This window comes from Olivibacter ginsenosidimutans, assembly GCF_039542865.1.
GTDB classification, from domain to species: domain Bacteria; phylum Bacteroidota; class Bacteroidia; order Sphingobacteriales; family Sphingobacteriaceae; genus Olivibacter; species Olivibacter ginsenosidimutans.
Genome location: NZ_BAABIQ010000003.1, coordinates 108,980 through 125,455 on the forward strand (window position 1 = coordinate 108,980; position 16,476 = coordinate 125,455).

11 protein-coding genes are annotated in these 16,476 nt (G+C 43.4%); all 11 read right to left on the bottom strand.

Annotation, left to right across the window (positions count from 1 at the left end):
* Positions 1-64: 64 nt before the first annotated feature.
* The 11 genes from ABD930_RS01845 to ABD930_RS01895 all read right to left on the bottom strand — a co-directional run bounded on the left by ABD930_RS01845 (position 65) and on the right by ABD930_RS01895 (position 16,432).
* On the bottom strand, positions 65-823 hold the full coding sequence (locus ABD930_RS01845; protein WP_345229980.1) for a sugar transferase: 759 nt from the start codon (positions 821-823) through the stop codon (positions 65-67).
* A 147-nt stretch (positions 824-970) separates the two neighbouring features.
* Positions 971-1,891 (bottom strand): glycosyltransferase family 2 protein, encoded by a 921-nt coding sequence (locus ABD930_RS01850; RefSeq protein ID WP_345229981.1) that lies wholly within the window; start codon positions 1,889-1,891, stop codon positions 971-973.
* Positions 1,892-1,983: 92 nt separating this feature from the next.
* A complete protein-coding gene (locus ABD930_RS01855) occupies positions 1,984-3,726 on the bottom strand; it encodes a right-handed parallel beta-helix repeat-containing protein (RefSeq protein ID WP_345229982.1) in 1,743 nt (580 codons plus the stop codon).
* Entirely contained in the window at positions 3,719-4,702 is a 984-nt protein-coding gene (locus tag ABD930_RS01860; protein WP_345229983.1) for a glycosyltransferase family 4 protein, read from the bottom strand. Before ABD930_RS01860 ends, ABD930_RS01855 begins: the two co-directional genes overlap by 8 nt.
* 1 nt (position 4,703) lies before the next feature.
* Positions 4,704-5,918 (bottom strand): O-antigen ligase family protein, encoded by a 1,215-nt coding sequence (locus ABD930_RS01865; protein ID WP_345229984.1) that lies wholly within the window; start codon positions 5,916-5,918, stop codon positions 4,704-4,706.
* A complete protein-coding gene (locus ABD930_RS01870) occupies positions 5,899-7,086 on the bottom strand; it encodes a glycosyltransferase family 4 protein (RefSeq protein WP_345229985.1) in 1,188 nt (395 codons plus the stop codon). Before ABD930_RS01870 ends, ABD930_RS01865 begins: the two co-directional genes overlap by 20 nt.
* Before the next feature lie 142 nt (positions 7,087-7,228).
* Positions 7,229-8,290: a glycosyltransferase family 4 protein gene (locus tag ABD930_RS01875; RefSeq protein WP_345229986.1), complete on the bottom strand. Its 1,062-nt coding sequence runs from the start codon at positions 8,288-8,290 to the stop codon at positions 7,229-7,231.
* 65 nt (positions 8,291-8,355) lie between these two features.
* Positions 8,356-9,303, bottom strand: coding sequence for a glycosyltransferase family 2 protein (locus ABD930_RS01880; RefSeq protein ID WP_345229987.1), 948 nt, complete (start codon positions 9,301-9,303; stop codon positions 8,356-8,358).
* Between the two features lie 573 nt (positions 9,304-9,876).
* Entirely contained in the window at positions 9,877-11,550 is a 1,674-nt protein-coding gene (locus tag ABD930_RS01885; RefSeq protein WP_345229988.1) for an FAD-dependent oxidoreductase, read from the bottom strand.
* A complete protein-coding gene (locus ABD930_RS01890; protein ID WP_345229989.1) occupies positions 11,537-13,024 on the bottom strand; it encodes a RagB/SusD family nutrient uptake outer membrane protein in 1,488 nt (495 codons plus the stop codon). Before ABD930_RS01890 ends, ABD930_RS01885 begins: the two co-directional genes overlap by 14 nt.
* A gap of 39 nt (positions 13,025-13,063) precedes the next feature.
* Entirely contained in the window at positions 13,064-16,432 is a 3,369-nt protein-coding gene (locus ABD930_RS01895; protein ID WP_345229990.1) for a TonB-dependent receptor, read from the bottom strand.
* Positions 16,433-16,476 lie beyond the last annotated feature (44 nt).

The following is a 16,476-nucleotide window of genomic DNA, read 5'->3' on the forward strand; positions in this document are numbered from 1 at the left end:
AAAAAAACGGCTTACGCAACCGATTGCGTAAGCCGTTTTCTGGATAGTTGTTCTATTTGGTTTTTTATTTTCCTTTTCCTAAAAACATCACCTGAATGGTCTTAAAAATGATAGCTAAATCGGTGAAGAAACTGATTACTTGCAAATACTGTAAATCCAAAAGCATCCGTTCACACATTTCATCTACTGTTTGTGCGTATCCGAAATTTACCTGCCCAATTGAGGTAATACCCGGCTTAATGGTTAATAATTGTTTATAACTAGGCGCTTTTGCTACAATTTGTTTGATAAAATGGGCACGTTCTGGTCGAGGGCCGACGATAGACATATCGCCTTTCAATACATTCCAAAACTGTGGAATTTCATCCAATCTTGTTTTACGTAGAAAACGACCTACAGGTGTAATACGAGGATCATCATCCGATGCTAATTGCGGACCTTGATTTTCCGCATTGGTATACATACTTCTAAACTTGTAGATATAGAAAGGTTTTTCATGCAGGCCAACGCGTTCTTGTTTGTAAAAGACAGGTCCCTTAGAGGTGGCTTTTACTAAAAGTGCCAATAGTAAATAAATAGGGGCCCCTATAACTAATGCAACTAATGAAAAGAGAATATCAAAGCTTCTTTTAAAGATTTTACTGCTAAAGTCTAGTACCTCTCCCTTGTTAATTAAAACAATAGGAAAATGAGTATAATGCAAGAAGTTTTGCTCGACCAAGCTTGAAAAAGAGGTATTGAGCATTACATTTGGCATAACAATACTTGTAGGTTCAGGCGTTGTTACTTGTCGTATTTCCCGTATTTGCGAATCTCTTAACATAACAATGCATTTTATTTCCATAAATCCAAGAAATATGCCAAGCAGATGAAAATGGCCTCTAATGAAGAAGGAAGGCCTTTTCGTTATTTGAATACCCTATTTAGGGTGTGGTAAATGGGGAGGTTTTTCCACAAGTTGGTATGGGGGTTACGCTTTTCTCGCCCAAAATCCTTTAACCATCGAGAAAGAGCGTCGCCAAGATAGGGGAATACGTTTGTAATGTAGCCCAAGTTTATAACCTAGCCATTTGGCTCCTAACGAAAATAGGACTTTTGGCAGTGCTGTGGGTTGATGACGGATTACGTAGCGAAGTTCGGACTTTACATATTTCCATCCTTCGGACTCAGCATGTCCAAAGTTTTCAAAAATCCATGGATTCATGGCATGAAAAACGCCGATATCAAAGTAACGTTTAAATTCATCGCTCACGGTATAGGAGTGGGAGTGGTATACTTTAGCTTCTGCTACATAGGCAAGTTGCCAACCATTTAAAACAATCTTACCCGCCGTAATGACATCTTCTCCTAATATGGTACCACTAGGGAATCCACCTGCTTCTTCAAAGGCCTCCCGTCGGTATGCAGCAAAAGAATTGGAGCAAGAAATAGCCTTGATACCATACTGTTGGGCATTTTTGAGATTTCTGAATTGTGCATGCGCTGGATAATTAAATAATCGGGCATGTGCCTCCAGCGCTTTTGCTCCTTTGTGAGGTAGCTGTCGGCCATAAGCGACGCCAACCGTTGGGTGCTCTTCGAAAACAGCTATTAGATTTGCGAGTGCACGCCTGTCGGCAAGAATGGCATCTTGGGTTAGGAAGATATAGAGATCAGCATCAGGAAAGCGTTCTACGGCTAATTGCCGGGTTCCTCCATGATCGAAATCTGCTTGGTCAATAGCCATAATGGTGAAGGTCGAAAGTTCTGGAAGTGTCAGCGTACCATCGTTGGAACCAGAATCGATGATTACTTTTTGATGAGGTGCGACCAATTGCTCGTTGATAGCCTTGATGACCTCCGACCAACGTTTACCAGCATTAAATGTAGGAATATATAAAACCGTTTTCATCTGTTTATTCTGTTTTTAAATGGTTGATGAGAGCTCGACGTAAATAATCATTGCCCTGTGAGTCAATAATTATTTACGTCTCGGTTTCATCACTAAAATTCTTTTACCGTAACCTTGCCATAATCTGGATAACCACTCTTGATCGTTTCATCACTAATAAAGGCCGTACCGGTGCCTTCGAGTCGGATGGAATTATCCGAAGAGCCTCCACGATGTGTATTGCCTTTCAACCGTAAACTATTGGGATGTTGGCTGATAAAGGTACGCTGTAATCGGCCTCCTGCTAAGGATCGTAACTCATTATTCAGTAAGGTGAGGTTTTCTGACCCTCCGTCAAAAACGCAAGCTTCTACCGATTGAATTTCATTATCTTCCAAGATGATGCCTTGCGCGCTACGGTTGACGGTAACGGCATATCCAGCAGTGCTTTTTATGCTATTTTCTTTAATTTGGGCACCCTGAATATTGGTCAGCAATAATGCCCCATTAGGGGCTTCACTATGGATCGTATTTTTATATAGTGTCAAGCTTCCTTGCATATTGATGTTTAAACTCGCATTTTCTAAGGTGTTGCTTATTAATAGCAACGAATCTATCGCAACGCCATTGGGAAAAAGCAAGGTGCGGCATGTATTATCTGTTAATTGTAATCGTTTCCCTTGGGTATGTGCCAATAGGGTTAAGGCATCGAATTTGTTTTGCTGTAGGAGGATGGTATCAAATGAATGTACAATTTCTACCTTATTATCCGATACGTTCTTTTCTGCTAAGATTTTTCCACACTTTTCGAGATAGAGTGCTGGTCGATTCGATTTTCGTGATTGGTTTTTAAACAAACGGACTTCACTAACATTGACCAAGGTAGCTAGTCCGGAGCCATCTACTGTGGATTGTCCCTGGACAAAGCCATTTTCTAAACTATTGTTGTGGCGGATGGTACAATAAATCGGAAAAGGAGTGGGGGTAATGCGGTTATTGATATCGATGGCGTCGGCTGCGTTACGTGCTAAAAAATTGTTACTGATTATAAAATGTTGTTCCCGTTTTGTTTTGCCAAAACCAATCTGTATAGCGCTCATACCGTTGTCGGAAATACGGTTATGGTGTATGGTCGCACGACCACTACCATGCATGAAAATTCCGTTTTCACCATTATGAATGATTTCGTTGTCGTTTATTTGGATCTGCTGGCAAGATAAAAAACGGATACCCGTACCTGCTTGGTAGCTTGATGCCGATTGTCGGGGGGCACCATAGTTGCTTATAGAAGAGTGACTAATTTGAATACTGTCGCAGGCATAAAAGAGCATTCCAGGGAAGGAATACAGCTTTTTACGGTCACCTTGTATTTTGGTAAAATTGATTTTAATATGTTTACTGTTCGAAATATAAAGGGCTTCATTACGGGTTTCTGCAAAAAAGCTCAAGCTAACCTGTTCGATATTCCGTCCAAAAAAAAGTGGGGTGGAAGAATTCTGAATGACACGGGTATAGCGTTGCGTATCCTGCGCTAAGCTTTGGCGTAATAATCCTACCCCTCGAATATGAATAGCTGATTTTAATACCAACGTTTTTACTCGGTAGATACCAGGAGGAATAAGAATAGTGTCGCCATTTTGCGCGGCATTAATCGTTGTTTGTATCGCTTTGGTGTCATCGGCTTTGCCATTTCCAACGGCGTGGAATGCTTGTACATTCAATACCCGCGCCTTCGGAGCCGAGACATGGGGTTCATTGCGTTCATTTTCCGAGCGGGATGTGTTTCGACAAGCTATTGTCGAAAGCAGTATTGTCGACCAGCATATGATCAGCCAAAAAAATCGTTCTTTACGCATGAATGATGGTTTTCCAAGTTTGTATAGCCGTTTGTTCCCATTGAAAATCTAAAACGCGTCGTTCTCCTGCCGCAATATATTGTTGTCGCAATTCAGGATCTAGTACCAGACGCGTTATTCCCTGAGTAATATCTGGTACACTTAAGGGATTCACACAAAGGGCTGCCGTTCCGGCAATTTCTGGTAGCGAACTCGTATTAGCGGTCAGTACCGGAGTTCCAGAAGCCATTGATTCGAGAATAGGCAATCCGAATCCTTCCATTAAAGATACATAAAGTGTCGCTAATGCTCCTTTGTATAATTTCGGTAGCTCCTCTTCTGAAATAAAGCCGAGAAATTTAATTCGTTCTTGAATACCCAGTTGTTTGGCTTGCTGTACCAACGCTTCGTCTGGTTGTCCAGTTAAGGCAAATACAACATCTTGCGGTATTTTCGCCTGTGCGAAAGCCGTTAACATAGCTGGGACATTCTTATTTTTCCTTCGATTACCTACGTAGAGCACATAAGGCCGATTTAAGGAATAAGCCATTTTATTGAAGCGAAAGCTGTCGTCAACGCCATTATAAATGACGGTAATACGTTGTTCATCGATACCTAATAAGGAAATTAACTGCTGTTTGCTAAAATGAGAAACAGTGATGATCTTTTTTGCACGCTTAGCCAGTGGGGCGATAACCCGCTTGTAATAAAGACGATGAAAGGTAGAATAATAAAAGAGATGCATCAGGTCGTGAATGGTAATCACAAATGGAATATTGGCGTATAAGGGAGGCATGAAAGAAGGACTATAAAAGACGTCCGCATCAGCAGCGCGAATACTTTTGGCCAGCATCCACGGACTAAAGATGCTGCCTAAGCTTACGTTACTTTCGATATGCTTATCCAGCACTTCGGGAGGCTTGCGGTCCATAACCTCCTGGTATAATCGTCCTATACCCGTATTACCTTGCCATCTGCTATCAATAAGTACCTTCATCTTAGCCTTTTATTTTTACTGTATCTATTGCTATTTTTCTGTTTGTGCCTAAAATAAAGATGAGTAATAAATACAATATGATATCATTATCGTATCCAGAGTAAAGAATCATCATAATGGCCAGTAGAGGCAAAAATGCTGCCAACCAAAAAGAATGAACCTGATTTCTGTTCATGCAATAACGATAAAAGAATCCCAGAAATAGGCTATAGGAAAGAAAACCCACCCATCCGAACTCCAGATAGCACGAAAGAAAGGTATTATGGATATGTGGCTCTCCGTGATAATAGGCCGCATAGTGTTGGAGGAATTCACCACCTTTAAGAAAGCCGTTGCCTAGCGGGGAAATAGCATCAATATGTTGAAAGAAAGCTTTCCAATAGGTTATCCTTACGCCCATTCCATCATTAGAAGAGGTGAGTTGATCGATTCGGATCAGCTTATGGATAACCACGGGTAGTACGATACAGCTAAGCCCAATTAATGTAATTTTAACTGTTCGATTAGAAAAGAGCCAAAAAAGTAAAAATACACCGATCAATAAGGCTACGATCGGGGTGCGTGATAGGGATAAATAAGCCAGTAAGAAGATAAAAACGATACGCCAGCAATGAATGCTGTTTTTCTGAATGAGGGGGATCAGAATATAGGCAAAACCCAACAAGGCAATTCGGGCTCCAAACATATTTTTATCTGCTAATCCCCAAAAAAAGAATTCTTCTTGATAGAGCATACTGCCCTTGGCTGAAGAGCTAGCGCCCGAAAGCAGGTTAAAATGGAAATGCTGGTGGTAAAGCAGCAGTTGTAGCAAGCAAAGAATAAAGATAAGGTGAAGGCACCTATCTATGTTGCCTAACAAGCGCCGGTTGTCGCGGGCACTTAGCCAAAAGATGGCCGCACAAAAAAACAATACATTAATCAGTAACTTGATAAAGTTCGTCGTGATCTGTGCCCGACCATCAAAGGTTAATAAATAACTGATACTGGCATATAAGGTAAAGACCAATAAAGATAGGAACCAAGGATTTTTGAGCCCTTGTTTTAAGGTAGCGGCTGATTGCTTATAGCTTACCGTTAGGTAAATTATGGCACTGCACAAAAATACGATCGGGTATATTTTCCAGGGCAGAAATACACTGAATAAGCTTAAGCAGAAGAGAATTTCTGCTAAGCGCTCTACCGTGGATGCCTTGGATTTATCGCTTAAGGTTTCCATAAATAGTTGTATAAGCGTTTAATAATCGTTGTTTATCCAAAATTTCACTGACCGAGTTTCGGGCTTGCTGAACCAATGTGCGGTATAGGGGAAGATCTTCATAAAGCCGTTGTATGGCATGAGCTAATGAATTTTTCTCAGATGGGTCACAAATTAGCCCGTTAATTTCGTGCTTAACGGTTTCCGGTAAACCACCCTTATTGGTGGCTATAACGGGCACATGATGGGCTAGGGCTTCTATGGCAACCATACCTAGGGGTTCTTCCCAAAGCGAAGGTACGACCAATAAATCAATATTGTCGTAAAATGTATTTGGATCGACATAACCTACAAAGGTTATGCGTTGGTCAGTAGCCAGTCCGCGTAAGAAATGTTCATACGATTTTTTCCCTCCACCGGCAATATGCAATGAGGCCTTAATGGATACTTGTGAAAATTGTTCAATCAACCATTCTACGCCCTTTTTCTGGGCCAATGTGCCGATATAGCCAATCCTAAATACATCATTGGCTTGTCTCTCTGGAGGTAAAGGAGAAGCGGGAATTTCGCGGGTGTTGTAGATGACCTGTTTTTGCGCTTGTTCAAAATAGCCATGCTGGGTAAAACGTTGAAGAATGAACTGGCTGATCCCAATCATGGCATCTACCTGTGCAGAAGCTTTTCGATGCTTATGCCGCAATAGCGAGCAACGAAGGCATTGCTTGGTGCACGAGTGATCATCTTTAAACATATCACTATTGGGACATAAGAGGTATAGATCATGCAGTACCTGCACGATAGGCAGATGTGCTCGTTTAATTTCTTCCCATACGGCTATACTCCAACCCACCAGATTATGGCAGGAGACCACATCTGGTTTCTCCTGTGCCAGCACCTCGCGTACAGCCTTTTGCATGCTGGAGTTATGTTGATCGCGCACATGCCATAACAGGCGGTCCCATTTGGGATGCTGTGTTTTAACGAAAGGCCAATAACTATTTTTTAGTGGTGCACGGTAAACCTTTACACCGTCTTCCTGATCCACCGTCATCGAACCATCCGGCTTAAGGCTTAATACGACTACTTCATGCCCCGCCGCTTGTATTCCCTCTACTAAGGTTTTTAAGGAGATTTCAGCACCACCCTGTATAAACGGACTATAAAGCGCATTGATATAAAGGATTTTCATTCATTAATTATTGATCTGTTTTTGGTGTCTATGGGTACATTATAATAAAAATTCATTTTAGAAAAATGTGCCATGACGAAGGGTAAACGCTTCCCTGCCCTGACGACAAATTTCGGAACGGAAATCTGTTATGTGCCCCGGCCTACTGTTTTATAAGTTGTTTATAAATTTCAATTAACTGTTGTTCGATTTGCTCCGGTGCATGCGTTTTGGCTACATACTGAAAAAGGTGTTCTCCCCATTGTTCAAAAATAGCCGGTTGTTCTGCTTTTAAACGAATAGCTGTTTCGATTTGTTCACTCAGCTGAAATGCATGTTGCGTTGGAGTTTCATAGTCATAAGCGAGTACGTAAGCCTTTTCCTCCTTTAAATCCATTATAGTGCCAATATTTGGACAGATCACTGTTTTTTTATAAGAAAAAGCAAGAAATACCGTGCCTGAATTTAAGCTGCTTGCTAGATCATAAGGCAATACTAACGCATCGGCCTCGCTTAACAATAAAGGAAGTTCTTGATCATGAATAAACCGTAATTGCAGGTTGATGTTTGTTGACTGGGCGGCCATTTGTTCTAACGTTTGTTGGTAGCCTGACGTTACAGGTTTACCAGCAACGGTCAGCTGCACCTCTTTCTCGTAGGCCTGTGCTAGGGTTAATAGGAGTTCAATGTTTTTATAGGGCTTAACGGCACCTATAAAAAGCAGACGGAGCCGTTTACCTTTGGTGGCCGTTGGCGCTAAGGCCGGACCATACACTTGAATAAAATTGGGGTGGGGCAGATAAACTGCTTTAGCAGCGATACGCATACTGCGCTTTTTCAATAGCTCAATGGATATATGGCTATGGACAATGATTTTATTCGCCCAACGCATCAATAGATAGGTTATGGATCGACTAAAGAAACTTAACCCTTTCTCGTGTGAGGCTCGGTTATGCATGGTCCATACTAAGGGTTTGCGACTAAGTTTAATGGCGATGAGGGCAACCAATTTCCGGAAAAAACTTTTTAAAGCCACGAAAAAACTGCTATCATCAATATTTTCAAACCAATTGAGATGTACCAATTGGATCTGTTGAATATGTCGATAAGAGGAAAGAAAGTTATCTAAAGGGTAAATGTTGAATCCAGCCTTTTGCAAAGGACTGATCATCAAATGTATGTATTGATTTTCGCTGTTTTCAGGTGGATTGAAGATAATATTCATTCGAGAGTAGTAAAAAAGTAATCCAGTTGTGCGTTGCCAGTTGTGCGTAACTTATAACGTACAACTTAAAACTTTGAACTATTTTTTAAATTTACGCTTTTCAGTGCCGATATTAAAATATCCGATAGGCTGAGTTGATACTTGCTTCGGTGTTTAAGCCAAAACCAAGCTTTTTTAAACCGATGCTGCCGCATAGAAAGCGTTAAGGTAAACCGCTTTCTCTTGGACATTAATTTTTGCTGAGTTCTTTGAAGGTAGGCTCGTACAATGGCTTGTTCTTCATTATTCGGAACTTTTTGTAAATAGTCATGCAACCATCGCGCATACGCTTGATTCGCTTCCATTTTAAAGCCATCGCTACCACTTGAAGTAATCGATAAGGCATTCGATCGGTACCGGAAAACGGGTTTATTGGTATGTGCAATACCTTTCGTACCTGTTGCTAAGAAAGCAGTGATATCATCCGAACCCCATGCCAATGGCAGTTCGTAAAACCCCCCTTGAAGGCGTAAGGCTGCTGTCCGATACACGAAATCAGAAATATAATTCGATCGGTATTGTTCGAGTCGGTGCCAAATGCTGTCGTAAACGTACTCAAATTCAGGGCAAGCGGGCGTCAGCATAACCGTTTCGCCCTGTTCATTGATGATTTTGCTTCGGCAATGGTATACGTCGATTTGCGGATATTGCTCCGTAAGACGTGAAAATTCCTGTAGGTAATCCGGTTCCAATTCATCATCATCGCCCATAATCATGATATACTCCCCTTTAGCTAAGGCCAAACATTTATTCCAATTTTTCACCAGTTGAACCGCTCCGGTATTTTGCTCGTTTTTATAATAGTGTATCCTGTTGTCCTCAAATTGTTGCACGATGGCTTCAACTGGTTCCGGAGAGCAATCATTTAGTATAATCAATTCGAAATCATTTACCGTTTGCTGCAAAATACTGGCTATACACTTAGAGAGGTACAGACTTTTATAAGCCGGAATGCAGATGGAAAATTTGATCATAGCTTCAATATAACAATTTTCAGTCCAATTCCTTGCTATTCCGATAGATTGTGTATGCAGATTTATAGGTTAAATCCCTCCGTCAATAAGTTTCTAATAAATTGTCTTTCATCAACAGAAGTATAATCGCTTTTATCATAAATATTAGCTAGAAGTATTTTGTGGTCTTTATAGAGAGAGTATAGACAAGCGGATTTTATAAAGATTATTTCCTGTTAAGTCCTGTTTAAAAGAGGGATACTTTTTTGATAAGGCTTTTGCAGATTTTTTAAAATGTTGGCTATATTCCATTTCAAAGCTCATCTAATAGATCATTAATAGGCCTTGTTTTGAGCGTACCCCTTTTATAAGCGTCTATATTTTTTTAAACCGAAGACTAAATTCTGCTTTTTCCAGTTTCCTTCTCAAAAGATCACGCTCCCTTTCTAGGATATCCCATTCTTTTAGAGGAACTAATACAGCGGTTTTTCTCCTTTGTTATTACTTAGATACTGCACATTCATATGTACAAATTTTAAATAATTTGTTTTTCTTTTCCCTACAAAAAGAAACAGAATATCAATACTTCAATATTTACGGGAGTGCCATTATGCCCCGATGTACCTTAGTAGCCGTATCCAATGCCAATATTGCTTTTTCTTTCAGCAATAGCGCTTGAAGTTGTTCATAAGGAACCTGCTGGACCGTATGCTTGCCGTCAATGGCCAGACTTGCCGCAGCTCCACTTGCCTGCCCGAGTTCCATGAAGGTAAATTCGATGCGGATAGCACCATAGGCAACATGGCTGGACGAAGGACAGGCTGGAGCGAGGAGGTTTCTGCACTCCCCGGCTTTGGGAACCAAAGCTTCATAGGGAATACCGAACGGTCGCCACCAGTCGCCTCCGAAAACGAACCCTTCATTATAGGCATAACCTTTTCGGACGATGCGCCTTACACTGTGCAGATCAGGAGGCCAGAAGGCTATGGCAACCGGATGGATCAAGGGCAAAGGATTTTTTTTGCGGATGTGATTTTCCGTAATGACCATATCGGATACCAGTCGTCGACCGTCGCGCACATAGAACTGTCTGGGCCAACCCTCGTTATCCGTAAACTCATCTTTAGCCAGTCCCCAGCTTGCCCATTCCCGTTGTAAGGCACTGTCCAGCTGTCCAACTTCCGGGTCATGTGCCAGAAAATAAAATAAGCCCTGCGTGAAGTTGCGGTGCTGGTGAAGAATGGAATCCCGGACCTGCTGATCACCTTCTGGATAGCCCAGGTTCATGCCATATAGGTTATGGGATAGGTCATGCCAGGCTCCCAGATCCGTTTTATTATTCGGTATGGAAACCACCGGTACATAAAGTTTACCTCCGGCCTTTAGGTAGCGGAGGTATATCTCATAATCCGATCGGCGGTAATCAGCCGGTTTGGTGAAAGGAAGCTGATTGTTTTTGTCTTTCGAAAGACACATCCGAAAACAGTAAGCCTGAAGGTGCTTGTCTGCTTCCCCGGGCGTTCCGAGCGGTTCAGGCTGTATGGTGGCAATCAATCCACTGGTGCTGTCGCCCATCATCCGGTAAGGATCTACCTGGACCAAAAACTGGGCATGTGTCGTTTCCGCCCGAATACCATTATGTTCTTCTCCATATTGGCGATTCGCTTCCCTGCCGATGGCGGTACTGACCCCTGCATGAGCAAGCAGATCACCTTCCAGACTGGCATCGATGAACATTTTAGCTTGAAAAGCTTGTCCGTTGGTCAGTCGTATTTCTTGGATAATTCCTTTCTTCTTGATCACGCCTTCCTGTTCGCGGATGATCGCTCCATAAAAAATATCAATTGGGTATTCCGAAAGCCATTGGTCGATAACCTGTTGGGCAACATGTGGTTCAAAGCGCCAAAGTCCGGACTGCTTATCATGTCTAGCCAATAGCGCTTCAAAGGCCTCTTCCCGATGATAGTATCGGGCAATGCGCCGGTAAAATTCCAGTGCGAGGCCACCAACGGCCCCGCTATTCTGAAATTCTGCATGGTTATCGATATCGGTACCTCCCAGTCCTTCTACATTCATGCCACCGATATGCCGACCGGGCTCCAAAAGGGCAACCTTTTTACCCAATTTAGCGGCGGCTATGGCTGCGGTGAAACCAGCTGAGCTGCCGCTGTAGACGATAATATCGTAGGTGCGTACATTGGCCATACTGTTCTGCTGGGTGCATAAAGCCAGCAGAACGATCAGTAAGATATGTTTAATAACCTTCATTTTGCACTAAAGATGAATTGACGTCCATTTCCCTTTGCGGTATGGGAAAGCGTGTATTAAAATCTTGAATGACGGCATTTCTGCCGAAGCTGTTTTCATTTTTTACTGCTTCTACTAATTGGCCAGTTCTGGCCAGATCAAACCAACGGTTACCTTCAAAACAAAATTCTTTTCTTCTTTCGGCCAAGACCGCCGTTTTAAACGCTGCTTTGTCCAAACCCGACAAAGGCTTCAGCTTAGCCCTGTTGCGCACTTTATTGATGGCCTCGTAAGCCGCTGCTGTGGGACCGCCATTCGCTTCGTTTAACGCTTCGGCATAGATCAGCAGGATGTCCGAGTAACGGAGCAAGGGGAAACTTTTTCCCCCGGCGCCACCAATAGTAGAAGTGAGGTCGGCCAGTTTCCAAAAGGAAACTGCCAATGCCGGATCGGTGTTATCAACCGATAACTGAACCAATGCACCATTAGATGGATTGGTATAAGAAGTTAAAAAAGTAACGGCTTTCCGGCTATCCTGATCCTCAAAGGTGTCGAACAGGTCTTTGCTGACCCGCAAAATACCGCTTCCACTGCCCGGAACGATGGCAGAACCTCTTGGTGCATAGCCTGTAGTAAAATTGTTTCCGGTCAGATCCGTAACATATTCCACTTCAAATACCGATTCCTTTCCGCCCCGATTTTCCAGTGCAAAGACCTGACTATAATTTTCCCAGAGATCATAAATGCCCATATCGATCACGGCTTTAGCTTGTTGGGCGGCTTTTTCCCAATAGGGCGAGTTCGCATCATTCCCTGCCCGGGTGAGGTACACTTTAGCCAGCAATCCGGTGGCGGCACCTTTTGTGGCGCGACCGACGTCTGAACCCGTATACGTGCTGGGTAATTGTGCAATGGCCTGTGTCAAATCGGTCTCGATCTGCTGGTACACTTCTTCCAAACTGGAGCGTGGAACCTCGACATTTTCCAGGGAGGTCACTTCATCCAGCACGATAGGTACATCGCCGTAAAAGCGAACCAGGTTAAAGTAGTGCAGCGCCCGCAAGAACAGCGCTTCCCCGAGGTATTGATTTTTGAGCGTTTCATCCATCGCTATCGGCGGAACACGGTTTAATACCACATTCGATCGCTGTATGCCAGTATAAGCACTTGCCCAGATACCACCTATAAACGTATTGGTGGGGGTGATATTATAGTTCCAGAGGGCCACCCGATCGGCATTGCCGGTTAAGAAGGGGATACCATCATCTGCTGCCACAATATTAGGGACATTGATGGTTTCATCACGGTACATATCACGAACAAGTCCGTATAAACCGATAGCAGCAGCATTGGCATCGCTGGCCGTTTTATAATAGGCGTTGACCGATTGTTGGTCTAATCTATCCAATTCAAGATCCGGCACGCAGGAACTCACCAACACCATGCATATCAGGTAGATCATATAGTTGACTGATATTGTTTTTAAGGTTTTCATCTGTATAAAATTTCGATGGTTCATAATTTGTTTTCCTCCTTATAATCCGATATTGATACCCATCATAAAGGACTTTGATGCCGGATATCCGCCGTAGTCCATACCCTGACTGGTGGATGTGGTTCCAAAACGGCTTACTTCCGGATCGTAACCTTTATAATCGGTAATCGTCAGCATGTTTTGTGCAGAGACGTACACTTTAATGTTTCTGCTACCAATACGATCTACCAGTGATTTAGGCAGATTATAACCTAGGGAAATATTCTTGAGGCGGATAAAGGATCCATCTTCAATATGGAAGCTGGAGAGGATCCGTTGGCCACCAAGCGAATTGGCGCGCGGTATTTCATTGGAAGGGTTTTCGGGTGTCCAGCGGTTCAACACGTCAGTCGATTGGTTATTGTTGCCGTTTAAGTTATACAGATCAAATCGACCAAAGTTGAGGATGTCATTGCCGAAAGTTCCTTGGAAAAAGAAATTCAGGTCAAACCCTTTGTAAGAAAAAGTATTGTTGGATCCGGCAAAAGAACTGGGGTAGCCATTTCCGATGACGGTACGGTCATTATCGTTAATGACACCATTATCGTCCAGGTCCTTATAGCGGATGTCGCCCGGTTTAGCAGTAGGTTGGGCAGAAGCGTCTATTTCTGCTTGGTTCTGGAAAATACCGTCGAATACCCTTCCATAGAAGTTGCCAAGTGGTTCTCCTACTTTCATTTGTATCGTATTAAACACCTGTAAATGGCCAACGCCGGAACCGGTTAATAACTCATCCCGTCCATCCAAACGCACTATTTTATTGGTGTTGAAGGAGACGTTAAAATCTCCGCTCCATTTAAAGCCGTCATCCCGACCGAGTTTGGCCGATAGGGCGAGTTCCAGGCCTTTATTTTGCACTTCGCCAATATTGCTGAGGGAGGTGCTATACCCTGTTGTTTGCGGTACGTTAACCGAAAACAGCAAGTCGGCTGTATTTTTAACATAATAATCCGCCGTGAGATTTAACTTATTACCAACAAAACTAAGATCAAGTCCCATATCCAGTTGCTTGTTGCTTTCCCAGCCCAAGTCCAGATTACTGATAATATTCGGTACACCGCCGATGTGAAGGGCCGCATTCGGCCCGCCCAGCACCGCTGTGCTTTGTACAATAGTGGCTAAGTAGGCATAGTCGGCAATACCCTGATTACCTGTCAGCCCGTAGCTCACGCGTAGTTTAGCATCATCAATCCAATGGAAACGATCTTTGAAAAACGATTCATTGGAAAGGCGCCATGCAAGCGCACCCGAAGGGAAGAAGCCATATTTATTATTAGGACCGAAGCGGGATGAACCATCACTTCTGGCCGTAAGGGTTAACAAATATTTATTGTCATAGCTATAATTCACGCGGGCCAGAAAAGACATCAGCGACCATTCTACCACGCCGGAGCTCGGTGGAACCAGTGTTGATCCGCCACCCAGGTTGTTGAATAGCGCAAAGTCGTTATTGAAATTAGAGGCGGAAGCACCAACAGTTTCGTTGTGATAGGATTGCGCCGTGTAGCCTAATAAGGCGGTCAGGTCATGTTTTTCGGCAAATAGATGTTTATAGGTTAAGGTATTTTCATTTAACCAATTGATATTTTGGGCAGAAGATACACTGGCCGTTCCGTTGGAGCTAGCCCCTAGGGCAATCAGTCGACTGGCATAATAGTTAGATTTGGTACTCAATAGATCAGCCCCAAAAGTAGAGCGCAATACCAGGTCGGGTGTAAATTTTACCTCCGCATAGGCATTGCCAAGAAAACGGATGGTTCGGTATTGATCGGTCACTTCCTTGGCAATACCCAAAGGGTTGTCTACCAAATTGCCATTCAGCGAGCTCAAATCCCGGTAATAAACCCCGTTTGCATCATATATCGGGAAAACGGGTGCGTAGTTCAAGGCCGCATTGGTTACTCCTCCTGCAGCACCCCCTTCTGTTTCCGTCCGCGAATTGTTCGAAAGCGTATGGGCGCCCTGCATGCTCAATCCTACTTTTAACCAGGATTTCGTTTGCCGGTCTACATTGGCCCGAACGGAATAACGTTTAAAATAAGAACCCACAATAATGCCATCCTGATCGAAATATCCGCCCGAGAGGGCATATTGGGTTTTGGCATCCCCGCCATTGAAGTTCACCTGCCAGTTCTGCATGGGCGCATTGTGGAAGACGACATCCTGCCAATCTGTTCCGGTTCCCAATTGATCAGGAAGGGGACGATCGTCGGAAGAGCCGTCAAAATAAGCCGTTCCGCCACCATTGCTCCGGGCTTCATTAATAAAATCAGCATATTGCTGCGCATTGAGTAAAGGAATTTTGTGACGGATGGTCTGCGATCCGTAATAACCTTCTGCCGAGATATTGGACTGGCCGGCAGAACCCCTCTTGGTGGTCACCAGCACCACGCCGTTACTTCCCCTGGAACCATAAATCGCCGTAGCGGAAGCATCTTTCAAAACTTCAATAGACGCGATGTCTGAAGGATTGATCGAGTTCAAATCACCCGTAGGGAAGCCATCAATCACATACAAAGGGTCGTTGGAAGCATTGATCGATCCCGTGCCACGGATGCGGATCGTGGTTTGGCCTCCCGGTTTAGCCGAATTGGTGGTCACCTGTACACCGGCTATCCTTCCCTGAAGCGCTTTGTCTAAAGAGGCTATCGGAACAGATTTGATATCTTCTTCTTTAATGGAGGCTACCGAACCGGTAATGTCCCTTTTTTTAACGGCGCCATAACCAACCACCACTGCTTCATCGAGTTTCCCCAGCGAGGCCTTTAGGATGATATCTACTTTGTTGCTGTTTTCGGTTATCAGCACGCGTTGTTCTTCATAACCGAGACTTCTGAAGATCAGGTACGTGTTTACAGGAGCCTGAATGGTGAAGGTTCCGCTACCATTGGTAGAGGTGCCACGTTTGGTGTTTTCCAATAATACAGAAACACCGGATAATGGTCCGGAAGCATCTTTTACCGAACCGGTTATCGTAATATCTTGCTGCTGTATCCCAGCTGTTGCTGTAGGTGTCCTTTTTTTAGGCTTTACAGCAATGATTTTATCTTCCAGGGTATACTCCAAGGGGATAGATTTGAAAATCGTAGCTAGGGCTTGTTCTAGGGTTTGCCCTTGGATATCCACCGAAATAGGGGCAATGGAAGACAGATCGGATGGTTTATAAAAGAAACCACTTCCACTTTGTTTCTCAATCTCCCGGAAAATTTGCTCCAGCTTGGTGTTTACGGCATGTAGCCGGATTTCCTGCGCAAGGGCATGGGCCTTATAACACCAGCATAATACGAAAAATAGTAAAGCTATTCTTCTGATCGGAACACGTTTTAAATGTCCAATGTGCTTTACAAAGGGAATTAAATGGGTACTCATAAAATATAATTAGGTTAGTCTTTTGTTTGTTATTCGTTATTCGT

Excerpts from the sequence above, each read along its gene's own strand:
- ABD930_RS01885 (WP_345229988.1), bottom strand. The coding sequence starts at position 11,550 with ATGAAGGTTATTAAACATATCTTACTGATCGTTCTGCTGGCTTTATGC.
- ABD930_RS01870 (WP_345229985.1), bottom strand. The coding sequence starts at position 7,086 with ATGAAAATCCTTTATATCAATGCGCTTTATAGTCCGTTTATACAGGGT.
- ABD930_RS01880 (WP_345229987.1), bottom strand. The coding sequence starts at position 9,303 with ATGATCAAATTTTCCATCTGCATTCCGGCTTATAAAAGTCTGTACCTC.
- ABD930_RS01895 (WP_345229990.1), bottom strand. The coding sequence starts at position 16,432 with ATGAGTACCCATTTAATTCCCTTTGTAAAGCACATTGGACATTTAAAA.
- ABD930_RS01845 (WP_345229980.1), bottom strand. The coding sequence starts at position 823 with ATGTTAAGAGATTCGCAAATACGGGAAATACGACAAGTAACAACGCCT.
- ABD930_RS01860 (WP_345229983.1), bottom strand. The coding sequence starts at position 4,702 with ATGAAGGTACTTATTGATAGCAGATGGCAAGGTAATACGGGTATAGGA.
- ABD930_RS01865 (WP_345229984.1), bottom strand. The coding sequence starts at position 5,918 with ATGGAAACCTTAAGCGATAAATCCAAGGCATCCACGGTAGAGCGCTTA.
- ABD930_RS01855 (WP_345229982.1), bottom strand. The coding sequence starts at position 3,726 with ATGCGTAAAGAACGATTTTTTTGGCTGATCATATGCTGGTCGACAATA.
- ABD930_RS01850 (WP_345229981.1), bottom strand. The coding sequence starts at position 1,891 with ATGAAAACGGTTTTATATATTCCTACATTTAATGCTGGTAAACGTTGG.
- ABD930_RS01875 (WP_345229986.1), bottom strand. The coding sequence starts at position 8,290 with ATGAATATTATCTTCAATCCACCTGAAAACAGCGAAAATCAATACATA.
- ABD930_RS01890 (WP_345229989.1), bottom strand. The coding sequence starts at position 13,024 with ATGAAAACCTTAAAAACAATATCAGTCAACTATATGATCTACCTGATA.